14 protein-coding genes and 1 riboswitch are annotated in these 23,530 nt (G+C 61.5%); of the genes, 9 read left to right on the top strand and 5 right to left on the bottom strand.

The features are described 5' to 3' along the window. Positions 1 to 10: 10 nt before the first annotated feature. Complete coding sequence (metH, locus tag E5J99_RS10555) at positions 11 to 4,177, bottom strand: methionine synthase (protein ID WP_135497696.1); 4,167 nt, start codon at positions 4,175 to 4,177, stop codon at positions 11 to 13. Positions 4,178 to 4,247: 70 nt separating this feature from the next. Then, a riboswitch (SAM riboswitch) is annotated at positions 4,248 to 4,354 on the bottom strand. Between the two features lie 176 nt (positions 4,355 to 4,530). On the opposite strand from metH, the gene E5J99_RS10550 reads away from it, so the two are divergent. Next, positions 4,531 to 5,646, top strand: a complete 1,116-nt coding sequence (locus E5J99_RS10550) for an alkene reductase (RefSeq protein WP_135497695.1) — start codon at positions 4,531 to 4,533, stop codon at positions 5,644 to 5,646. Positions 5,647 to 5,745: 99 nt separating this feature from the next. Here the strand turns inward: E5J99_RS10550 and E5J99_RS10545 are convergent, their stop codons facing one another. Both E5J99_RS10545 and E5J99_RS10540 read right to left on the bottom strand, forming a co-directional pair. Continuing rightward, positions 5,746 to 7,443, bottom strand: a complete 1,698-nt coding sequence (locus E5J99_RS10545) for a hypothetical protein (RefSeq protein ID WP_135497694.1) — start codon at positions 7,441 to 7,443, stop codon at positions 5,746 to 5,748. A gap of 10 nt (positions 7,444 to 7,453) precedes the next feature. After that, positions 7,454 to 7,867, bottom strand: coding sequence for a winged helix-turn-helix transcriptional regulator (locus tag E5J99_RS10540; RefSeq protein ID WP_135497693.1), 414 nt, complete (start codon positions 7,865 to 7,867; stop codon positions 7,454 to 7,456). 166 nt (positions 7,868 to 8,033) lie between these two features. Here E5J99_RS10540 and E5J99_RS10535 point away from each other — a divergent pair, with 166 nt between their 5' ends. Further along, positions 8,034 to 9,134 (top strand): alkene reductase, encoded by a 1,101-nt coding sequence (locus E5J99_RS10535; protein ID WP_135497692.1) that lies wholly within the window; start codon positions 8,034 to 8,036, stop codon positions 9,132 to 9,134. 386 nt (positions 9,135 to 9,520) lie between these two features. Further along, entirely contained in the window at positions 9,521 to 10,366 is an 846-nt protein-coding gene (locus tag E5J99_RS10530) for an SDR family oxidoreductase (protein ID WP_245318883.1), read from the top strand. 390 nt (positions 10,367 to 10,756) lie between these two features. Here E5J99_RS10530 and E5J99_RS10525 read toward each other — a convergent pair whose 3' ends face one another. Further along, positions 10,757 to 14,755, bottom strand: coding sequence for a T9SS type A sorting domain-containing protein (locus E5J99_RS10525; RefSeq protein ID WP_135497690.1), 3,999 nt, complete (start codon positions 14,753 to 14,755; stop codon positions 10,757 to 10,759). A gap of 296 nt (positions 14,756 to 15,051) precedes the next feature. Here E5J99_RS10525 and E5J99_RS10520 point away from each other — a divergent pair, with 296 nt between their 5' ends. From E5J99_RS10520 to E5J99_RS10510, 3 genes are all read left to right on the top strand, one after another. Beyond that, entirely contained in the window at positions 15,052 to 15,651 is a 600-nt protein-coding gene (locus E5J99_RS10520) for a gluconate 2-dehydrogenase subunit 3 family protein (protein WP_135497689.1), read from the top strand. 118 nt (positions 15,652 to 15,769) lie between these two features. Then, the gene (locus E5J99_RS10515) at positions 15,770 to 17,446 is read left to right on the top strand and encodes a GMC family oxidoreductase (RefSeq protein ID WP_135497688.1); all 1,677 of its coding nucleotides are present in this window, start codon (positions 15,770 to 15,772) and stop codon (positions 17,444 to 17,446) included. 35 nt (positions 17,447 to 17,481) lie between these two features. Then, positions 17,482 to 18,822: a family 1 glycosylhydrolase gene (locus tag E5J99_RS10510; protein WP_167852078.1), complete on the top strand. Its 1,341-nt coding sequence runs from the start codon at positions 17,482 to 17,484 to the stop codon at positions 18,820 to 18,822. Between the two features lie 230 nt (positions 18,823 to 19,052). Here the strand turns inward: E5J99_RS10510 and E5J99_RS10505 are convergent, their stop codons facing one another. Beyond that, entirely contained in the window at positions 19,053 to 20,558 is a 1,506-nt protein-coding gene (locus tag E5J99_RS10505; protein WP_135497686.1) for a catalase, read from the bottom strand. Between the two features lie 84 nt (positions 20,559 to 20,642). On the opposite strand from E5J99_RS10505, the gene E5J99_RS10500 reads away from it, so the two are divergent. From E5J99_RS10500 to E5J99_RS10490, 3 genes are all read left to right on the top strand, one after another. Continuing rightward, the gene (locus tag E5J99_RS10500; protein WP_245318875.1) at positions 20,643 to 21,626 is read left to right on the top strand and encodes a hydrogen peroxide-inducible genes activator; all 984 of its coding nucleotides are present in this window, start codon (positions 20,643 to 20,645) and stop codon (positions 21,624 to 21,626) included. Between the two features lie 62 nt (positions 21,627 to 21,688). Then, the gene (locus E5J99_RS10495; protein ID WP_135497685.1) at positions 21,689 to 22,471 is read left to right on the top strand and encodes an alpha/beta fold hydrolase; all 783 of its coding nucleotides are present in this window, start codon (positions 21,689 to 21,691) and stop codon (positions 22,469 to 22,471) included. Positions 22,472 to 22,753: 282 nt separating this feature from the next. After that, positions 22,754 to 23,119 carry a hypothetical protein gene (locus tag E5J99_RS10490; protein WP_135497684.1) on the top strand — a complete coding sequence of 122 codons (366 nt, stop codon included), beginning with the start codon at positions 22,754 to 22,756 and terminating at the stop codon, positions 23,117 to 23,119. The last annotated feature ends 411 nt before the right edge of the window (positions 23,120 to 23,530 follow it).

Raw genomic sequence — 23,530 nt, 5'->3', positions numbered from 1 at the left:
GAGTAAAGAGTTAGTTGGCAGAAACGGGCAGGAGGGCTTTAATAGCCGCCAGCACTTCGGGAAGACGCTGAGTTACCTGCTCGTTGGGAAAGCGCAGAACCTGATAGCCCAGTTCCGTCAGCAAGGCCGTGCGTCCCTGGTCATAAGCGGCCTGATCGGACTGCTGATGCACGTCGCCGTCCACCTCCACAATCAGCTTGGAGCCAATGCTGACAAAGTCCACGATGTAGCGGTCAATGCTGTGCTGGCGGCGAAACTTCGAGCCCAACTTATTGTCGCGCAACGCCTGCCAGAGCACTTCTTCCGCTTCCGTGGGCTGCTGCCGCATTTCCTGGCTTCGTCCTTTCAGGTCCAGCTTGCCGTACTGCCGCTTATCGGCCGTAAGAACTTTATCCTGCGGGTAAAAATGCTCGGCAGCTGGCGTTGTCGTCTGGCTCCCCCTCTCCTCTTTCGGAGAGGGGGCCGGGGGGTGAGGCGCACTACTCGCCACCTCGTAATTCAAATTCGGCGACAACCACCGCTCCAGCTCCGGCACCGGCATGTTCTTGCGCCCGGCAATGTCGGTCACCTGGTCCTTGCCGATTTTGCCGAGGCCGAAGTAGCGGCTGTCGGGGTGGGCGTAGTAAAGGCCGCTGACCGACGAGGCGGGGTACATGGCCAGGTTTTCGGTGAGGATGATGCCGGTTTGCTGGTCGGCGTCGAGGAGCTGGAACAGGGTGATTTTCTCGGTGTGGTCGGGGCAGCCGGGGTAGCCGGGGGCGGGCCGCACGCCGCGGTACTGCTCCTGAATCAGCTCTTCCTTGGTCAGCTTCTCCCCGGCCGAGTAGCCCCAGAACTCCTCCCGCACCCGCTGGTGCAGGCGCTCGGCAAAGGCCTCGGCCAGCCGGTCGGCCAGGGCCTTAATCATGATGCTGGAGTAGTCGTCGTGGTCGGCCTCAAACTGCTCGATCAGCTTCTCGATGCCCAGTCCGGCCGTGACGGCAAAGCCGCCGATATAGTCCGCCCGGCCCGAGTCTTTGGGGGCCAGGAAGTCGGAAAAGGCCAGGTTGGGAATGGTCGGACCCTTCTCGCCCTGCTGGCGCAGGGTGAAGAACTCGGTCGTCACCTGCTGGCGCTGGTCGTCGGCGTAGATTTCGATGGTGTCGGCGCCCACAGTGTTGGCGGGCCAGAAGCCGACCACGGCGCGAGCCGTCAGCAGGTTTTCGGCAATGACTTTTTGCAGCATGGCCTGGGCGTCGGCGAAAAGCCTGGTGGCGGCTTCGCCCAGGGTTGCGTCGTCCAGGATGCGCGGGTAGCGGCCCTTCAGCTCCCAGGTGTGGAAAAACGGCGTCCAGTCGATGTACTCGGCCAGCTCGGCCAGCGGGTAGTGGTCGAGGACTTTGGTGCCCAGAAACGTGGGTTTGGTGATGGGTGCGGTAGCCCAGTCGGCCTGGAAGCCGTTGGCGCGGGCGGCTTCGATGGGCAGGTAGTTTTTGTCGCGCTGGCGGCTGGCGTAATCCTGGCGCAGGCTGGTGTACTCGTCGCGCACGGTGCGGCCGTAGGCTTCGGCGCTGGAGCCCAGCAGGCTGGCGGCCACGCCCACCGAGCGGGACGCGTCGTGGACGTGCACGATGGGGCCGGAGTAGTTGGGCGCGATTTTCACGGCCGCGTGCAGGCGCGACGTGGTGGCGCCGCCGATGAGCAGGGGCGTTTTCAGGCCGCGCTTCTCCATTTCCTGGGCCACGTACACCATCTCATCGAGGCTGGGCGTAATCAGGCCGCTGAGGCCGATGATGTCGACCTGCTGCTTCACGGCCTCGTCCAGAATCCGCTCCAGCGGTACCATCACGCCCAGGTCCACGATGTCGAAGTTGTTGCAGGCCAGCACCACGCCCACGATGTTCTTACCGATGTCGTGCACGTCGCCTTTCACCGTGGCCAGCAGGATTTTGCCGGCCGTCTGCCGCTCCTGCCCGCGCTTGTCGGCCAGCAGGTAGGGCTCCAGGTAGGCCACGGCCTTTTTCATCACCCGGGCCGACTTCACGACCTGGGGCAGGAACATCTTGCCGGCCCCGAACAGGTCCCCGACCACGTTCATGCCGGCCATCAGCGGGCCTTCGATAACTTCCAAAGGCCGGCCCACCTGCTGGCGCACTTCCTCGGTGTCCTGGTCGATAAACTCGGTGATGCCGCGCACCAGGGCGTGCTGGAGCCGCTCGGCCACGGGCAGGCTGCGCCAGGCATCAGCCACCACTTCGACCTTGCCTTTCTGCTGCACGGTTTCGGCGAAGTCGACGAGGCGCTCGGTGGCGTCGGCGCGGCGGTTGAGCAGCACGTCTTCCACCAGCCCCAGCAGGTCTTTAGGCACCTCGTCGTACACGGCCAGCTGGCTGGGGTTCACGATGCCCATATCCAGGCCGGCGCGGATGGCGTGGTAGAGGAAGCTGGAGTGAATCGCCTCGCGCACCACGTCGTTGCCGCGGAAGGAGAAGCTGATGTTGCTGATGCCGCCGGAAGTCAGCGCCCCGGGCAGGTTGGCCTTGATCCAGCGCACGGCCTCGATAAAGTCGAGGGCGTAGTTGCGGTGCTCCTCCATGCCGGTACCCACCGTGAGGATGTTGGGGTCGAAGATGATGTCCTGGGGCGGGAAGCCCACTTCGTTCACCAGAATGTCGTAGCTGCGCTTGCACACCGCAATTTTCTTCTCAAACGTGTCGGCCTGGCCGGTTTCGTCGAAGGCCATGACCACCACGGCGGCCCCGTACTGACGCACGGTGCGGGCGTGCTGCCGGAATACGTCCTCGCCTTCTTTCAGCGAAATCGAGTTAACGATGCTCTTGCCCTGCACGCACTTCAGGCCGGCTTCGAGCACGGTCCACTTCGAGGAGTCAATCATCACCGGCACCCGGGAAATGTCGGGCTCGGAGGCAATCAGGTTCAGAAACGTCGTCATGGCCTGCTCGGAGTCGAGCATGCCCTCGTCCATGTTCACGTCGAGCACCTGGGCGCCGCCTTCCACCTGGTCGCGGGCCACCTGCAGGGCGGCCTCGTAGGAGCCGGTGCGGATGAGGCGGGCAAAGGCCCGGGAGCCGGTCACGTTGCACCGCTCGCCCACGTTCACAAACAGGCTGTCGGGGTAGATGCCGAACGGCTCCAGGCCGGCCAGGCGGGTAGCGCGGGGCACGGTGGGCAGCTTCCGCGGCTGGTATTTCGCGGCCAGCCTCGCCAGCTCGGCAATGTGCTGGGGCGTGGTGCCGCAGCAGCCCCCGGCCACTGTCACGATGCCTTCCTTCAGGTAATTCTCGACTACGGCCGCGAATTCCTGGGCCGACTCGTCGTAGCCGCCAAAAGCATTCGGCAGGCCGGCGTTGGGGTAGGCGGAAATGTGCACGTCGGCAATCCGGCTTAGCTCCTTGACGTAGACGTGGAGCTGGTCGGCCCCCAGGGCGCAGTTCAGCCCCACGCTCAGCAGGGGCAGGTGGCTGATGGAGTTCCAGAAGGCTTCCACCGTCTGGCCCGACAACGTGCGGCCGGAGGCGTCGGTGATGGTGCCCGAAATCATGACCGGCACCACTTTGCCGCCCTCGTCGAAGAACTTCTGCACCGCGTACAGGGCGGCCTTGGCGTTGAGCGTGTCGAAGATGGTTTCGATGAGCAGCGTGTCGGAGCCGCCGTCGATGAGGCCGCGCACCTGCTCGAGGTAAGCCGCGGCCAGCTCGTCGAAGGTCACGGCGCGGAAGCCGGGCCGGTTCACGTCGGGCGACAGGGAAGCGGTGCGGTTGGTGGGCCCCACGGCCCCGGCCACGAAGCGCGGCTTGTGCGGCTCGCGGGCGGTGAATTCGTCGGCTACCTCTTTGGCAATCCGGGCTGATTCGAAGTTGAGCTCATACACGATATGCTCCAAACCATAATCGGCCTGGGCGATGGTGGTGCCGCTGAAGGTATTGGTTTCCACCATGTCGGCCCCGGCGGCGAAGTAGTCGTGGTGGATGCCGCGGATGATGTCGGGGCGGGTGAGGCTGAGCAGGTCGTTGTTGCCGCGCAGGGGCTTGGGATGATCCGCAAAGCGGGCGCCGCGGAAGTCGGCCTCGTCCAGCGGGTGGCGCTGAATCATGGTGCCCATGGCGCCATCGAGCACGAGAATGCGCTGCTGAAGGATAGCGTAAAGCGGGGAGTCGGGGCGGGGCGTCGGTTGCATAGCGGTTTCTCAGCTAAAAAGGCGGTACCAAAAAGCCTATCCAGAAAGAGCCGCGCAAGGGCGAGTCCGGTACTTATCTTTATTCGCCGCCGAAACGCCGAAATGGGAGTTGGCACCTTGTTTATCAGGTTGCCAAGACGTCGTCGGGCCCAGTCCCTCGGTCTTTCTGGATAAGTAACATCACGAAGATACGAGCGCAACGAGCGGAATACAAGTCTCAGGTCGTAGTTGCCCGCAAGTAGCAGCAGTGAGATAATAACAGAAAACTTTTCAAGTGGTCTATTAGTTGTGAGCAACTAAATAGCTTGCAACTAAATAGGGTTGTTGCTTTTACCATAGTGATTCTCTTCCCCATGACCCATTCCGCGAACCTCTTTACGCCCTTCACCATGGGCGCGCTTACATTGCCCAACCGTCTCGTGTTGGCCCCGATGACCCGTAGCCGGGCTAAAAACGACGGCAGCGTCCCCACCGATTCGACCGTCGAATACTACACCCAGCGGGCCTCGGCCGGCTTGCTCATCACCGAGGGCTCCCAAATCTCGCCCCAAGGTGTGGGCTACATTTATACGCCCGGTATTTATTCGGCAGCCCAGGTAGCGGGCTGGAAAAAGGTCACGGACTCCGTGCATGCAGCCGGGGGCCGCATCTTTATGCAGATCTGGCACGTGGGCAGCATCTCGCACCCCACTTTTCATAATGGCGAATTGCCGGTGGCTCCGTCGGCGGTGAAGCCCACGAACGTGCAGGCCTTTACGGGCAGAGGCATGGAAGAGATTCCAACGCCCCGCGCCTTGGAAACAGCCGAGGTGAAAGCTATTGTGGAGGACTTTCGCCGCGCCGCCGAAAACGCCAAAGCAGCCGGCTTCGATGGCGTAGAAATCCACGGGGCCAATGGCTACCTCGTGGATCAATTTATTCAGGATGGCACCAACCAGCGCACAGACGAGTACGGCGGCAGCGTGGAAAACCGTGCCCGCTTCGCCCTGGAAGTAGTGCAGGCGGCGTCCGCCGTATTCGGTGCCGACCGGGTGGGCATTCGCCTGTCGCCGACGGGTGCCGTGGGCGGCATCAACGACTCCGACCGGCTGGCAACGTTCAGCTACGTCACCGAGCAACTGAATAAGCTCGGGCTGGCGTATCTGCACGTGATTGAGGCCCTGCCCGGTCACCCTATGGCCGCCCAGCCGGGACAGGAGCCGGTAGGCCCGCATCTGCGTAAGATTTTCACCGGCCCCTTCCTGTTGAACGGCGGCTACACCCAGCAAACGGCCGAGGCCGCGCTGGAAAACAAAGAGGCAGATATGATTGCCTTTGGCATTCCTTACATCGCCAATCCTGACTTGGTGGAGCGTTATCAGCAGGGCGCAGCGCTCAATACACCCGATCCAGCCACGTTCTACGGCGGTGATGACGAAGGCTACATCGATTATCCGGCCCTGACGGAAGCGGCAGTGGCCACCCGCTAACAACGGGACTCGCTACCCAGTAAAAAGCCCTGCTACGGATGCACCGTAGCAGGGCTTTTTACTGGAATTTATAGACGAAAGCTACTGCTGGTCAACCACTCACAGCTCATCATTCGGCTGAATTTTCAACGTCAGAATAGTTGCCTGCACCTCGGGTAGCCGCAGGCGCTGCCGGGCCTTATGCCGCCGCAGAAACGCCGCTACAGCCGGCGTAGGTGGCGTGGCAGCATTCAGGTCGAAGAGCATCATCACTGGTTTGGTGGTGCGCAGTGGTTGGTGGGCCAGCAATGAATCGGCATCCAGGATGATGTGGCCCGCCAGTCGCGCGGCTATTTCTACACGCTTGTTGTAGTAGTTACGGCCTAGAATTATCGGTTCGCCGGGGTGTACGGTGCGTAGGAAGTGGTCGAGCCGCTGCACATCGGTGGTATGGCCCTGGGCGCGGTCGATGAAAAAGGCGGGCGGCTGAAGCAGGTTCTGGGCCGTGCGCCGGTCGCGGGTAACGAGCGAAAGTAGGAGCGAGGCAACCAGCAGGCCCCCAGCGGCTCCCCGGAGTGCCGGCCGCAGCTGTGGAGGCCGGCCTAGCACCAGCACCAGCAGCATGGCCGAAATACTCAGGAATGCCGGCAGAAAGTAGCGGGTGTCGGCCACGTAGGTCCATTGGCCCCCGGCAAACCAGCCGACCAGCGCCGCCGGATAGCGCAACGAAATAGCCACCAGCAAGCTGCTGCAAACAACGGCCGTGCCGCCCGCCAACAGGTGAAACAGCATCCGGCGTGTGGGCCAGAACCGGCCCCGGCGGTAGGCCGCCCGCCACTCCTGCCGCAAGCCCCGCCACAGCACCGCAGCCACTACCACCGAAATGAGCCCTATCATTACAAGGCGCACTGCATTTCCACGCGGAATCCGGCCAAAATCCAGCTCATTGGAGAAGAAGCTGTGAAATAGAATGGGGTCGAACTGCAGCAAGTGGTTCCAGTACAAGCCCAGCGTGGCGGCGCTGACGGGCTCGGTCGTGAGCTGGGTGTAGAACTTCGTGATGTAATAAGCGTCGCCCGCAACGTGGGACTGGTACAGGAGCAGACCGCCAACGAGTGCCACCAAAAACAGAAGTCCCGCCAGCGCCGGCTGCACCAGCCGGGGCCGCCAGCGCCAACCGAAAAGCAACAGCACCACGGGCAGCAAGAAAGCCAGCGGGTAATACGCGAATCGGAACAGGCAAGCTGCGAAGCCCAGCCCAACCATCAGCAAGGCTGCCCCCGTAGGCCGCGCCCAAGCGCGCTGCCCGGCTGGCTGCGCGAGGATAGTAAACAGCACCGCCAGCCCACCCGTGTAAAAAGCCAGCGCTAGCAGATCAGTGCCAAAAAGCAGATGAAAGGGCGCATTGCTCAGACCCCAGAACAGAAAAATGACCGTCGGGGCGTAAGGCACCAGCACATTTTTCAGGGGCTTGAGCAGATGCCACCACGCCAGCAGCAGCCCCAGCAGCCCCACCCAATGCATACTTTGCATGGCTACCAGAAACTCCGGCGACACCCACCGTAACAGGCCCGCCATCAGCCAGGCATAGCCGGGCGGCCAGAGGTTGAGCGGCTCAAAAATCGGGGCCGAAAGGTCTTGCCAGTTGGTGCGGGCCAAGCTCACGCCATGGCCGCGCAGCAGATTTACGGCGCTTTCGGTCTGGGTCTGCATGTCGCGGGTGAGGGCGGGCATTGCCAGCTCGTGGGCCCAGCGCAGTAGCACGGCCAGGCCGAAGGCAAGTCGGTTGAGAACGGGCCAGGAAACGTTGGAAATCATACGGGCCGCCTCAGGAAGCCACGGCCAACACCGGCGCCGCGGGCGTACCGCTGCCCGCCACCATACCACAAGAGTCATCGGAGGGCGCAAGCGGGGCTTGGCCCCGCGCTTCGCGGTGCAGGATGCCCCACATGTGCAATGATTCGAGCACGGGTTTCAGCGTCTGGCCGTGTTCGGTGAGGCGGTATTCGACCCGGGGCGGAATGACGGCGAATACCTGCCGGTGCAGCAGCCCGGCTTCTTCCAGCTCCCGCAGCTGTTGGGTCAGCATCTTCTGCGTCACCTTTGGAATGCGCTTTTGCAGCTCGCCAAACCGGAGCGTCTGGTCTTTGAGCAGCATCAGAATAAAGATTTTCCACTTGCCGCCCAGCACGTCCAGCGCTGCCGTGGTGGGACACACGAACTCTTTCTTTGCGTTGAGCATAAAACTATGTGCCTGATTATCAATTTTAGTTACCAAAAGAAACCTGCCTTACGAAAAGGTACCTACTTGACAAAAGTATCCTGAAGCCATAACCTTTGCAACTCCTCGCGCCCCGGGCTGTTGCGTACGGTATTCTTTCACGAGGCCACCACTACATCTGTACTTTATGACCACTGCCAACCTTTTTGCTCCTGCCCAGCTCGGCTCGTTGAGCCTGACCAACCACGTGGTGATGGCACCGCTCACGCGCAGCCGGGCCATCGGCAACGTGCCCAACGCCCTGATGGCTACCTATTATGGCCAGCGGTCCGGAGCGGGCCTCATCATCACCGAAGGCACTTCGCCGGATGCCAACGGCCTGGGCTACTCCCGCATTCCGGGCTTATACAATGCCGCCCAGGTGGCGGGCTGGAAGCTGGTGACGGACGCCGTGCACGCTAAGGGCGGCCATATTTTCGTGCAGCTCATGCACACTGGCCGCGTTGCCCACCCGTTGAATCTGCCAGCCGGCGCCGAAATGGTAGCGCCTTCGGCCCTTGCCGCCGCCGGCGAAATGTGGACCGACCAGGAGCAGTTGCAGCCCCAGCCCGCGCCCCGCGCCCTGACCACGGCCGAGGTGAAAGCCCTGGTGCAGCAGCACGCCCACAGCGCCAAGCTGGCCATCGAAGCCGGTTTCGATGGCGTAGAGCTGCACGGCGCCAACGGCTACCTGCTCGAGCAGTTCCTGAATCCGGCCGCCAACCAGCGCACCGACGAGTACGGCGGCAGCATCGAAAATCGTAGCCGATTCGTGTTGGAAGTAGCCGAGGCCGTCATTGGTGCTATTGGGGCCGAGCGGGTTGGTATTCGCCTCTCGCCCCACAGCGTGGCCGGCGACCTGAAGCCGTTTGATGAGCTGGATGCGCAGTACCTGTATCTGGCCGAGCAGCTGCAGGCGCTGAATCTGGTATATCTGCACCTCGTGGATCACTCCAGCATGGGTGCGCCCAAGGTGCCGGCCGAGCTGGTAGCCGGCATCCGGGAGCGGTTTACGAACACGCTGATTCTGAGCGGCGGCTACGACAAGCAGCGCGCCGAGCAGGATCTGCAAAGCGGCAAAGGTGACCTTATCACATTTGGCCGCCCCTTCATCTCCAACCCCGACCTGGTGGAGCGCATGCAGCAGGATGCCGAGCTGGTCCAACCCAATCCGGACTTGTTTTACACGCCCGGCCCCGAGGGCTACACCGACTATCCGGTGCTGGCTAAGCAGGCAACGACGGTATAGTTGGCCAGCAGAATCTAAAAAAAAGCCCCGACTCGCTTCTCTGCGGGCCAGGGCTTTTTTTGGTGGGAATAACGCCGTGCTGTGCTCCTTTGCGTCATGGCACCCGCGCCGGTTGGGTGTCGTTTGGTGCTGCTTGTGCAACGGCATGGTGCGAAGATGGGCGGCACCAAGCGTATGGGATACTGCATTCTTGCATGGTGCGCTTGCTGCAAAATCCTGGCGTAAAACGCTTCACTTGCAGCTTTTTCCGGGTTTTCGCGTAAGCCAAAGCTCCATCTTTATTCTGCCGCGCTATGCCTGCCAAAAAAACTGCCGCTCCCGCCAAAGCTCCCGTCAAGAAAGCCAGCCCCGCCACCAAGCCCGAAAAGCGCCCCACGGCCAAGGACATGAAACAGGCGGCGCAAAAGCTGCCGTATCCGGCCAAGCAAGCCGATATGAAGCTGCAGCCCGACACGGACTTTGCCAACTACAAGGCCGCTGGAAAGCTGGAAGGAAAAGTGGCTCTCATCACCGGTGCCGACTCGGGTATCGGGCGGGCGGTGGCCATTGCTTTTGCACTCGAAGGAGCCGACGTGGCGGTGCTCTACAACGAAAACGACGTGGATGCCGAGGAAACCAAGCGGCAGGTGGAGAAGCGCCACCGCAAATGCCTGCTCCTGCGCCTCGACGTGCGCGACTCGGAGCAGTGCCGCCAGGCCGTGCGCCGCACCCGCGCCGAGCTGGGCGGCCTCAATATTCTGGTGAATAATGCTGCCTTCCAGATGGCGCAGGAGAAGTTTGAGGATGTGACTGAAGAACAGATTCGCCGCACCTTCGATACCAATATTCTGGGCTATATCTGGATGGCCCAGGCCGCCTTGCCCCACCTGCAGGCCGGCGACTCCATCATCAACACGGGCAGTATCGTGGGGCTCACCGGCAATCCGCTGCTCATCGACTACACCTGCACCAAGTCGGCCATTCATGCCCTCACCAAGTCGCTGGCCACCTACCTGGGGCCGCGCAACATCCGGGTAAACTGCGTGGTGCCCGGCCCTGTCTGGACGCCCAACATCCCGGCCACGATGCCGATTGAGGAAATTGCCAAGTTCGGCTACGAAGTGGCCCTGGCCCGGCCCGGCCAGCCCGAGGAGCTGGCCCCGGCCTACGTGCTGCTGGCCTCCCAGGATGGCAGCTTTATGACCGGTAGCCTGGTGCACGTCACCGGTGGCAAGCTCTCCAGCGACCAGTAAGTCCAAGTCCGAAAACGCCACTTTCGTCCTGCTCATCTGACGTCCGCGTAGCCGAAGCATCTCTGTCGCAATAGTATCTGATTACTGTGGCACGCGAGATGTCTCGCGTTGCTCGACATGACAGCCTGAGTCTTTACATACAAGAGTTGTTCCTGAATAAAGCGAAACGAAAAAAGAACGTCATGCTCATCTGGCGTCCGCTTGTCGAAGCATCTCTACCGCAATACTACTTAACATGGCGGTAGAGATGCTTCGACAAGCGGACGTCAGATGAGCATGACAGCCGAATGTTAGCATCGGTTCCTAATTCAGGAACAAGTCTACAACCTAAACATTAAAAAAGGCGCTTCCATGCCGGAAGCGCCTTTTTAGCGTCGAAAACTAATCTGTTTACTCCAGTACGATACGTCGGCCGGTCGTCTGGCCTTCAGTGCTGAGACGGAGCAGGTACATTCCTTTGGCCAAGCCCTGCACCGCTACCGGGTGCCGGGTTGCGGGCGCATCGTGGCGCACCTGCTGGTGCAGCACCGGGCGACCCAACGCATCGAGCAGCTCCACTACAATAGTGCGGGCCGGGCCTTCCACCGCTAACGTCAGATCGTCGTGGGCGGGGTTGGGGTAGCAGGAGATTGTCAGCTCGCGCAACGCCGCCACGGTGGCGTTTGGCCCCAGAATGGTGAGGCGCACAGTGGTAGCCGGACTCACGCAGGCATTCAGCGAATCGACCACGTAGTAGGTGTAGAGGCCCTGGGCGGTGCGACCGGTGGCAAAGCTGGAACCGGCAAACACGCGCTGGGTAAGGGCGGCATCGGTGTACCACACGGCCGTGCCGGCGGGTGCGGGCGTAGCCATCAGGTTGGGAATGGTTTGATTCTGAATACCGACTTGGTTCGGGGCGACCGGAGCCGTGCGGGCCGTAGCGGCAAACTCAAACGCGCCGATGTCGGGCGTGGTGGCGTTGCGCGGGTTGCCGGCAAAGTCAATGGTTACGCCGGCCACGGGCCGGGCTTTGCCGTCGAGGTTACAATTGGAGTTGGCCACCGGCCGCAGGTCGCCGGGCAGAATCAGGCTGAATACCGGGTTGGTGACCAGGCTGCTGGCGTCCTGGGCGGTGGCGGTGCGCAGAGCGGCCAGCGTAGGGCGTTCCGCGCCGTTCAGGTAGGCCAGACGGGCCTTGCCATCGGGGGCGGAATAGGCGTTGTTGTCGATGAGAGTAAAGGGCGAAGTAGTACCGGCCACGTACAGCGCGTAGCTTTTGCCGGCGGCCGGCGTCGAGGTTTGCTGATTTACCAGGATGTTGTTGACCAGCGTCACGTCAGTCACGGTACTGGCAATGGTCACGGCTGCAGAAATGGGCGTGGTGCCTGCGGCGATGGTGCCAGTGAGGCGCACCGTGTTGAAGCCCAGCTTGTAGCCGCCACCCGCCGTCAGGTACAGGCCCTGCGGCGTGAAAGCCACGCCATCGTCGCCGGTGCTCAGCAGGTCGGAAATGGTGTTGTTGACCACCGAGATATTGGCGGCCGTACTGCTGGCCGAGAGCCGGATGCCAAAGGCCCCGAAGCTGCTGGAAGTGCCCGTGCCGGTGTGTACAATGTCCCGAATCTGGTTGTTGGCAATGAGGCCGTCGGTGGAGGTAGTGGCCACCACAATGCCCGCCACCGAAGGACTGACGGCCCGCGTGACGCCCACCACGTTGTTGTTGGTAAGCGCGAAGCCCTGCGTAGCAACTACTACAATGCCGCTGGTGCCGATTTTTTCCGTGGCCGCGCTGCTGCCAATGGTGTTATTGGCCGCCGTGAAGTTGACGCAGCTGGTCTGGGACTGGATGCCGGTGCCGGTGCGCATGATGGTGCAGCCGCGCACGGTGCCATTGGTAGCGCCGCTGAAGGCCACGCCGTAGCCTGCTGCCCCGCCGCCGCCAGTAATGCCCAGGCCGCGCACTGTCACGTCGTTGCCCGTCACGAATACGCCGCCGCTGCTGGCTGCCGTGCCGTTGTTGGTCAGCGTCAGGCTGCCACTGTTCGTGTTAGCCGTGGCCCCTTCCAGGGTCACGTTGCTGGCATCGATGATGAACAGCGGCGTGGTGGCAGTAGCGGGGGCCGTGAGGGCCGCGCTGCGGTTGGGCGCGGGGCGCACCGTTACCGAATTAGCGGTGCTGGAGCCGGTGTTGGCATTGAAGGTAATCGGGAAGGTTTCGGTGGGGTAGGTGGCGTCCAGCAGTTGCAGCACCAGCGCTCCGCCCAGCTCCTTGTTGTTCAGGTCGGCTACGGCGGCCGTCAGCGTGGGGTAGTCGGCCGTAGCGGCCGCGCCCACGGTTTTGATGCCGCTCAACAAAGCCAGCACGCGGTAAGCATAGGGCTTGGTGGGGGCGCTGGTAATGGCGGCCACCGAGGTGGCGGCAAAGCCCGCACCAGGCAGGGCGCTGACGTTGGGCGTAGCGGCCAGGTCCTGGGCTACCACGAAGTACTGAATCGAGTCGTTGGGGGCCGGGCCGGTCTGTAACTTGCTCACGTCCAGAACGAAGCTGAACGTGGGAACCGTGCCGGCGGTGCCTTCCGTCCATTTCCAGCCGTTGCCGGTGGCATTGTTGGGCGCGGTAAACACGCTGGCATCAGTCTTCTTCTTGTAGTACAGGCGCGGAGCCAGCCCGGCACTCACGTTTACGCCGCGCGGGTCCGTGATGCTGACGCCGCTCAACGGACGGTTGCCGAAGCTGGCCGTACTGGGCAGCGGCTGGTACGCAATGCTCGGCCCCGTCAGGTCCACTAGCTGGAACGTGCCCTCATCGGCTCCCAGGTCAGGCGTGGCTACGGTACGGGCGTTGCCGTCGATGTCGGTCGGCACGGGCAAGGGGGCCGCCACCAGGCTCAAGCCGCCGCTTTCGGCCTGCGTGGCCGCGCCGGGCTGCAGGTGGGGGTCGGTCAGGGGGTTAATGAACGGGACGTTTTCCGTCATGGCGCTCTGGTCGGCGGGGGCTACGCGGGCCTTGTACTGGGCCAGCGTCTGGTCGACGGTAGCTACCGTGGTGGGCGCGTAGAAAATGGGTTTCTCGGCCGAAGGCGGGCCGGCGTAAAACAGGTTGTTGTTGGAAGCCGCCGCCATAGTGGTGAGTACGGCGGTGCTTTTGAAGAACGCCGCCGCCACCCCGCCGCCGCCGCTGGGCAGCGTCACCAGGTTCACGAAGATGTTGTTGCGGATGTCGAGCGGCGTGGTGCCCGAGATGTAGAGCGCGCCGCTTTTGTTGGTGGCGGCCGTCGGGGTGTAGTTGAGCACCACCGTGTTGTGGTAGCAGTAGTTGTTGGTGCCGCCCCGGAAGCTGAGCGCCCGCACCGACGTGCCGGCCGTGCTGGCCGGAGCCTTGATGTCGTAGATGAAATTATTGTACACATTATTCGTCGTGCCGGCCGTGATATCAATGCCCGAGGCGAAGCCCGTAGCGCCGTTGGCGGTGATGTCGTAGGTGTAGTTGCGGTAAATGCTGTGCGTGACGCCGCTATTCACATAAATGCCCTGCGTCGCCGACGAACTGCCCGTCACCGTCATGGCATGCACCCGGTTGTCAAATATGTCGGCGGTGTTGTTGGTGCCGGTCGAGTAGATGCCATACACCGCGCTGGGGCCGGTCAGGCCGCCTACGTCCGTAGCCGACACTTTCACGCTGGTCTGGGAGCGGAGGTAGATGCCGTACACGATGCCCGTGGGCCCGCCCGTGGCAGGAGCGCCAATGTTCAGCACGCGGCTGGTGCCCGTAGCACCGGCCCCGATTTCGTTGCCGTTATCATAGAGCGTGGTGCCGGCGTCGAAGTTGTAGCCGTAGTAGCAGTCCTGCACGGTGTTGGACAGGAAGCGGTTCAGGTTGTTATTGCCGTCCTGCACATACACTCCGTAGGTTTTGGTGGTGTTGGCGCGGTTCAGGTCCACGGTGCTGTTCTGCACGAGGTTGTTAGTGGCGCCGCTTTTTAGCCAGAAGCCAAACTCCAACTGCTGGGTCGGCGTGGTATTGGTAGCGGCATCGGTCACGTCGATACCGTCGAAGGTCACGTAGTCGGCACCATCCAGGGTAATACCCGCGTCGGTAGCGCCCGCGCCGGCTCCCTGCAGCTTGGGGTTGGCCCCGGGGCCGTCTTTCTGAAACACGATGCGGCCGGCTGCCGTGCCGCTAACCGTAATGGCCGGCACCAGCTCCGCGAATACGACGCCGCTTTTCACCTGAAACGTAACGCCCGTAGCGCCCACGCCGCCGGCGTTCAGCGCCGCTACGGCCGCCCCGAAGCTGACGTAGTTGGTCGCACCCATTCCGCCGGGGTCAATGGTTTTGGTGCCCGTAAGCTGGGCCGAAGCGGTGTGCGCCAAGCCCAGGGCGAGCAGTGTGTAGAGAAGTTGCTTCATACGCAAGAGGAAAGAAGTTGCAGATGGTAGAAAATCTTGTTCAAGATAGATAAAAGCCAGTGCAGTGCCGGTAGCTACTCGTGCCAAAAAGTGCGTGCCGTACCGGGTCTATCGGTTCCGCTGGGTTTGCTGCGCCGAAAAGCAGGCTGCTATAGCATTGATTATTTCCGCAAGGCGTCCCACAAAACCGGCTTTGCCGGGTTACTGCAGTGAACCGAGCTGCCCGCGCAATAACCTTCGGGCGGCTTAGCTCGTCAGTAAAGAATGGCCCTGGGCTTCTTAATTTTCTCTTTGCTATGGCTTCTTCCTTTTATCCCGAGGGCACGGTGCGGGCACTGCTGACGACCGAGCTGGTAACCGAGGCCACGCGGGCGGCCCTGCAAGCCCGCCTGAACGCGCCGCCCTACACGCCGCAGTTTTTCGACCCCGCTACCTACGCCCTGCTGCGGGCCGTAGCCGCGCGCCTGTTTCCGCAGCCCGACCGCCCCGAACCCATCGAGCTGGCCCCGGCCCTGGATCAGCGCCTGCTGGCGGGCGGCTCCGACGGCTGGCGCTACGACGTGATGCCCCCCGACCGCGAAGCCTACCGGCTGGGCCTGGGCGGCATCCGGGAAAGTGCCCAGGCAATGTTTCAGCAGGACTTTGAGCGCCTGAGTCCGGAACAGCAGGACGCCGTGCTGCAAGCCGTGCAGGACGAGCAGGCTCCCGGCGACGCCTGGCAAACCGTGCCCGCCGGCCGCTTCTTCGAGGAGCTGCTGGCCGAACTGACCGATACGTATTACGCTCACCCGTTGGCCCAGGAGGAAATCGGCTACGTAGGTATGGCCGACGTGCCCGGCTGGACCCGTCTCGGCCTCAACGAAACCGAGCCCCGCGAACCAGAGGCGAACCGGTAAGACAGGGTTTGGGGCGGCTGGCGTTTTGTTGTAGCGCATTGGTTTGCCTGCGCCGCCAGCTGCGCCCACGCACCGACCCGCTTCCTTTTCCTTCCATTATTTCATAAGTACACGACTCATGCCCGACGAAGAAATCCTGGAAGAAGGCATTGTAAATCCGGTAGAAACCGAAATTCAGGACCCGCTGCTGCGGAGTCTGGTGGCAGAAGGAGCCGAGCCGGCCGGTACCATCGTGCCGCAGCCCGCGCCGCTGGAAATTCCGCTGCCCGCCGAGGGAGTCGACTGCATCGTAATTGGCACCGGGGCCGGGGGCGCACCGCTGCTGGCCCGGCTGGCTATGGCCGGCCTGAAAGTAGTGGCGCTGGAGGCCGGCCCCTGGCACGACCCGAAAAAGGACTTTGCCACCGACGAAAAAGCCCAGGAATATCTGTTCTGGAACGATGAGCGGCTGTCGGCCGGCCAGGATCCGGTGGCTTTCGGCAAAAACAACTCCGGCATCGGCGTGGGCGGCTCCACGCTGCACTACACGGCTTACACCCCGCGCCCCCAGCCCGCCGACCTGCACCTGCACCGCGACTTCGGCGTGGGCGTCGACTGGCCCTTTGGCTACGACGAGCTGGAGCCCTACTACGAAGAGCTGGAACAGTTTCTGGGTATTTCCGGCCCCACGCCGTATCCCTGGGGGGCCGCCCGCCGCAAGGGCTACCCTTTGGCGCCGCTGCCTCTGAACGGGGCCGCCCAGCTGATGCAGCGCGGCTGCGAAACGCTGGGCATCCGGACGTCGCCGGCGGCCAATGCGGCGCTGTCGGCGCGCTACTACCAGGAAGGCGTAGGCTGGCGCGAGGCCTGCACCAACCGGGGATTTTGCCAGGCCGGGTGCAGCACTGGGGCCAAGGCCAGTATGGACGTCACGTTTCTGCCCCTGGCCGCCGCGCACGGGGCCGATATCCGGCCCAACAGCTACGTAACCGAGATTGAGCGTGACGCCAGCGGCACGATAACCGGGGTAGTATATGAGCAGAACGGCGAACAGCAGCGCCTGCGCTGCCGCCACCTGTTTCTGTGCGCCGGGGCCGTGGAAACGCCCCGCTTGCTGCTGCTCAATGCGCTGGCGCTGAGCAGCGGCCACGTAGGCCGCAACTTTATGGCCCATCCCGGCGTGCAGGTGTTCGGTACTTTCGCCGAAGATATCCGCCCTTACAAAGGCATTCCCGGCGCCCTGATTTCGGAGGACACGCACCGGCCCAAAGACGCGGATTTTGCCGGCGGCTACCTGCTGCAAAGCATTGGTATAATGCCCGTTACTTTCGCCGGGGAAGTGGCACGGGGGCGGGGCTTCTGGGGGCAGCGCCTGCGCGACTACATGCGGCAGTACAACCACATAGCGGGTATCAACATCCTGGGCGACTGCCTGCCCCACGCCGATAACTTTCTGGAGCTGGCCGAGGAAAAGGATGCCCGGGGCCTGCCCAAGCCCCGCGTGCATTTCACCAACCACGAAAACGAGCACCGCATGAATGCCCACGCCGAAAAGCTCATGCGCCGTATCTGGGAAGCCGCCGGGGCCACCGATATCTGGGCGTTTCAGCGCTCGGCCCACGTTATCGGTACGGCCCGCATGGGCCTCTCGGGCGACGATGCCGTGGTGGATGCCAATGGCCGTGCTTTCGATGTGCCCAACCTCTATATCTGCGACAATTCCGTATTCCCCAGTGCGTTAGGCGTCAATCCAGCCCTGACGATTATGGCCCTGGCGCTGCGCACGGCCGATAAGTTTCTGGAAAGCCAGAAGTAACCGCTCGCAACATCACTTTCCTCTTCATCCTCAGTATTATGGCAAAAGGCTTTCTAACCCATATCAAAGACCATTTTGGCGACGGCAACTACGCCGGCGACGAATATGGTGGTGCCGGGGGCCGCGACGGTAGCGGCCTGCCCACGGGGGAGCCCGGCAACTTCATGTTTGCCACCGGTATCGAATGCTCTTACCCCACGATTGACAACGGTAAAACCCGCCGCGACCTGCTGGCCGAGTGTGGCCACTACGACCGGTGGAAGGAAGATCTGGCCCTGGTCAAGGATTTAGGCCTGAAGGTGTTGCGCTACGGATTGCCCTATTACAGCATGCACCTGGGGCCGGGAAAATACGATTGGGAGTTTGCCGACCAGGCCATGGCCGAAATGCAGCGGCTGGAAATCACCCCGATTCTGGATCTGCTGCACTTTGGCGTGCCCGACTGGATCGGCAACTTCCAAAACCCCGAGCTGCCGGTGCATTTTGCCGAGTTTGCCGGAGCCGTGGCCCAGCGCTACCCGTGGGTGCGCTACTACACGCCCATCAACGAGATTTTCGTGACGGCCCGCATGAGCGCTAAAGACGGTATCTGGAACGAGCAGCTCAAGTCCGATAAGGCTTTCGTGACGGCCATGAAGCATATCGTGGCGGCCAGCATTATGGCCACGCAGCAGATTGCCAAAGTACGACCCGACTGCATCATCGTGCAAAGCGAATCGGCCGAATACATCCATGAGCTGCGCGCCACGCCCTGCGCCCAGATCAAGCTGGAAAACAAGCTGCGGTTTCTGTCGCTGGACCTGCTCTACGCCCATCACCCCGATGCCGATGTACTCAACTACTTGTACGACAACGGGATGACACGCCGGGAATACGAGTGGTTTATGGCCGGTGAGCCGCCGGGCTACCAAGTGATGGGCAACGACTACTACGGCCGCAACGAGCGAATTATTCTGCCCAGCGGCGAGGAGTGCACCAGCATGGACGTGCTGGGCTGGTACAACATCACCCACGAGTATTACCAGCGCTACCGCAAGCCCGTGATGCACACCGAGACCAACGTTTTCGATGCCAACGACGCGCCTACCTGGCTCTGGAAGCAGTGGGTCAACATTCTGCGCATGCGCCAGGAGGGGGTTCCCGTGCTCGGCTTCACCTGGTATTCCCTCATCGACCAGGTCGATTGGGACATTGCCTTGTCGCGGAAAGTCGGCAAAGTAAATGCCTGTGGCCTCTACGACCTGGACCGCAAGCCCCGCAAAGTGGCCGAATCCTACCGCCAGCTGTTGCAGGAATACGGCCAGATTACCATCGTGCCCCACGGCGAGATGTTCCAGGTTACTGAGCAGCCAGCCACGCTGAAGGTGGAGGTGTAGAAGGCCTGCCATGGTGAGCAAAGCGCATGTAACGCGAAGTTCCACTTCGCGAGTTGTTCAACGACTCGCGAAGTGGAACTTCGCGTTACAGTGACGAGCCCCTTCCCGGGACTACCTTCGCAGAGGACGGATTGCTTCGGCTTCGCCTCGCAATGACACATAAAAACCAAACAGCCGGCCTCCTTGCGAGAGCCGGCTGTTTGTGCAGAAAAAGGTAGGTCAGATATCCTTTAAACCGCGGCGGCTACATGTTGCGTCGGCATCTCCACATCGACACCGAGGCCTTTGGCCACGGCCATACCCAGGCGGATATCGGCCCGAAACCAGTGGCAGAGCTGGCGCTGGGTGATAAGGTCCTTCTTGGGGCCGTCGATGCCGCTCATGGCCCCCACGATGTTGTTGATCAGGTTGCGCTGAGCCTGGGCGTCGAGCAACCGGAACAGGTTGCCGGCCTGGGTGTAGTGGTCGTCGTTGCCGGGTCCTTCGTTGCGGTCGTAGCGGGCCGCGAAGCCGTCCAGCGCCTGGGCCGGCTCGCCCTGAGTGTTGTCTTCCACGGGGCCGTCGAAGGAGTTGGGGAAGTAGTTCGGGCCGGGTCCGCCGTTGTCGCCGAGGGCCATGCGGCCGTCGCGCTGGTAGTTGCTGAAGCCGAAGGGGCAGGCATTCACGGGCAGGTGCTCGTAGTTGGCCCCCAGGCGGTAGCGGTGGGCATCGGGGTAGCTCAGAATGCGGCCCTGCAGCATCTTGTCGGGCGAGTAGCCGATGCCGTCCACTACGTGGGCGGGGGCAAAGGCGGCCTGCTCTACGTGGGCGTGGTAGTTTTCGGGAATGTGGTTCAGCTCCATCGTGCCCACTTCCTGGAGCGGAAATTCGCCCTGGGGCCACACTTTGGTGAGGTCAAACGGGTTCCAGCGGAAGTCGCGGGCCTGCTCCTCGGTCATGGTCTGGATGAACATCGTCCAGCGCGGGAAGTTGCCGCCGTCGATGGCGTCAATCAGGTCGTGCTGGGCGAAATCCGGGTCTTCGCCCTTCATTTTGGTGGCATCCTCGTTCGAGAAATTCTTGATGCCCTGCTGGGTGCGGAAGTGGAACTTCACCCAGGTGCGCTCATTCCCGGCGTTAATCAGTGAGAAGGTGTGGGAGCCGTAGCCGTGCATGTGGCGGTAGCCATAGGGCGTGCCCCGGTCACTCATCAGAATCGTGACCTGGTGCAGGCTTTCGGGGTTCAGGCTCCAGTAGTCCCACATCATCGTGGGCGACTTGCGGTTGGAGCGCGCCTCGCGCTTCTGGGTGTGAATGAAGTCGGTGAACTTCAGCGGGTCTTTCACGAAGAACACCGGCGTGTTGTTGCCCACCAAATCCCAGTTGCCGTCTTCGGTGTAGAACTTCAGGGCGAAGCCGCGGGGGTCGCGCTCCGTGTCGGCCGAGCCTTTCTCGCCGCCCACGGTGCTGAAGCGGGTGAACAGCTTGCACGCATTGCCGATGTTGCTGAACAGCTTGGCGCGGGTCAGGTGGGTGATGTCGTGCGTGACGGTGAAGGTGCCGTAGGCACCGCTGCCCTTGGCGTGCACCACCCGCTCCGGAATCCGCTCCCGGTTGAAGTGGGCCGACTTTTCGTGCAGAAAATAGTCTTGCAGCAGCAGCGGGCCACGGGCTCCAGCCGACTGCGAGTTTTGGTTATCGAAAATGGGACGACCGGAAGCCGTGGTCAGCTTCCTGGGTTGGGTGGATTCTTCCATGCTAGTAGCGGATGAGGTGAGAATAGTAGGTGCGCGACTCCAGGCTTGGGGAGCGGCCTCAAAGGTTGGGTTTAATGCAGTATAATGAAAATCAATACTTATGATAAGTGTATAGCCATTGGCTATATTCGGAGCATGAATCTGCAACAGCTTGAATACATCGTGGCCCTCGATACCCACCGGCAGTTTGTGCTGGCGGCCTCTACCTGCTTCGTTACCCAGCCCACGCTCAGCATGCAGGTACAAAAGCTGGAAGAGGAATTGGGCATCCTGCTCTTCGACCGCACCAGCAAAGGCGTGCGCCCCACGGTGGCCGGCGCTAAAGTGGTGCAGCAGGCCCGCCAGATCCTGCGCGAAGTGCAGCAGCTCCACGAGGTAGTGCAGCTCGAAAAAGGCGACTTGGTGGGCGAGCTGCGCCTGGGCGTAATTCCTACCCTGGCTCCGTACCTGGTGCCGCTGTTTCTGGTGGAGCTCGTGGAGCGCCACCCGCAGCTGCGGGTACATGTCGAGGAGCTGCAATCGGCTCAGATTATGCAGCGCCTCAAAGACCACACCCTGGATGTGGGCCTGCTCGTGACGCCGCTCGACGACCGGGCCCTGCGCGAGATTCCGGTGCTGGAAGAACCCTTTCTGGGCTACATTGCCGAAGGGCATCCACTCTACGAAAAGGTAGTTATCGAGCCCGCCGACCTGGACGCCGACGGCTTGTGGCTACTCCAGCAGGGCCACTGTTTCCGCCACCAGGTGCTGAACCTGTGCAACCGGCCCGCGCCGGCCGCGCCCCGCCCCTACACCTACGAAAGCGGCTCGATTGAAACCCTCAAGCAGCTGGTAAGCCGGACCACTGGCTACACGCTGGTGCCGGAGCTGGCGGTGCTGAACGAAGTCGATACTAATCCGATGATTAAACGCTTTGCCGCGCCCGAGCCGGTGCGGGAAGTGAGCCTCGTGGTGCACCACGGCTTTGTGCGGCTGCCCCTGCTGGCTACGCTGCGCGATATTATTCTGGCCAAGCTGCCCGCCCGGCTGCAGGTAGGAAAGGCGGGGCAGAAGATCCGGTGGAAGTAGGCGGGCAGCTGCGCCACGGCACGGCGGTTTGCGTACGCTACAGAAAAGCAACTGCCTCCTTCATGCCCCTAGTCCCCATCGATTTGCCCACGCGGGAAGCCGGCCACGGCCCACTTACGTTCGTTTTGCTGCACTACTGGGCTGGCAGCGGCCGGGAGTGGCAGCTGGTAATGGAGCAGCTGGCACCCGATTTCCACTGCCTGGCCCCCGATCTGCGCGGTTTCGGCGCGGCCGCGGCCCCCAACGCCGGCTACACCCTGGAGCACTACGCGGCTGATATCTTGGCCGTGGTCGAGCGGCACAAGCTCACCAATTACGTGCTGGTAGGCCATTCGATGGGCGGCAAAATAGCCATGGACGTGGCCGCCCGGCAGCCCGCCGGCCTGCGCGGCCTGGTGCTGCTGGCCCCGTCGCCGCCTACCATCGAGCCCATGACCGATGCGGAGCGGGCGGCCTCGCTGAAAGCATTCGGCCACCCGGCCGCTGCGGCCGCCACGGCCGATATCCTACTGGTGCGGCCCGTTGCGGAGGAAGTCACCAGGCTGGTTATCGAGGACAATTTGCGCGCTTCGCACCCGGCCTGGGATGCGTGGATGCGCCACGGCAGCCGCGAGGATATTTCGGCGCGCTTGTGCCTGGTGCAACTGCCGTGCCTCATCATCACCGGCGGCGCCGACCCCATTATGTCGCCCTCGGTGCACGGCCTCGAAACCCTGCCCTACCTACCCGACGGCACGCCGCTGGAAATCATCGGCGGCGTGGGCCACCTGCCACCGCTGGAAGCACCGGAAGAAGTAGCTCAGCTGCTGCGCGAGTTCGTGGCGAAGCAGGGGTTGGTTGGATAATCTTTGTTCCGTGTCACTTATTGTTGTGTTCTCATCACATTTCTCTCCTTCAAAGCATAAAATAACTTAACGAAAAAATAATGACTTAAAACTTTTTCATCTCCACTGATATAATATATTTGTAGCAACTGCTATCTACCTGAACACAGTGTTCAGCTCCGCTCTATCCTATTGCATTCTTAGTGCTTTCTGTTTCAATCTACTTTCTTAGGTAGATCACCAGCAATATTTTCTGGTGCGGGATATGAATACCGATTTCCTTCGTCTTATATATCTAATTTGATGAATTACACCACGCGTTTGTGGACTTACGGTATTGCCGTAGCATTGCTTCTATTAGGGAGCTGTATCAAGCAAGACGAAGAACCTACTCCGAATATTTCTTCTAGTAATATCTATCAGCCTGCCAACAGTCAACTGTTGCAGCGGCAATTTCAGGAAGAGAAGTACAACGATATACTCCGTGATATGTTACCGACAAAACCCTTGAACGGGATTTCGTGGAGCTACATTCCGAAATGGGAGAATACGCTGAGGAAAAATACAAGTAATTCCGTTTCTTATTTCTATGTACCGCTCGAGCCTGTTATAGCAAAACCTCATATTATTACCCTGTTAGGAAGTCACAAATACTTGCGTTTCAAGTAAACTGACGGACAATTCCAATGTAGCTTAGTTGAATACGTAAACACAAGCCTAAAAGGCAATATTAGTGGGCATAAGTCAGTTGTGAGCGGCAGTGAATTTCTCACTGCTTTTACAGGCAATCTGATTGTAACTCAATTAGAGAATAAACAAGTAACTCTATTTGCCTATGCCAATGGAGTTCGCCAACAACACCTGATTACACAAAAGAAAGGAGCATCTACTACTAGTTGTGAGCACTATAGTTGTACATGGGTTCTTTCTTGTCCGTATATGGGGTATGGCGGAGGGTGTAATTCAAATCTTCGCTTGGCTGCTTTTGAGTAGTTGGGTGACGAGGTCGAACTTTCGGCTTTTGTAGGCTACGCGTAGCCGTAGCAGATGGTCGCAACCGTGGTTGGCCCAGCGCTGGCC

The sequence above is a fragment of the Hymenobacter elongatus genome, from assembly GCF_004745955.1.
Lineage (GTDB): Bacteria > Bacteroidota > Bacteroidia > Cytophagales > Hymenobacteraceae > Hymenobacter > Hymenobacter elongatus.
This window is presented reverse-complemented; position numbering and strand designations above follow the sequence as displayed.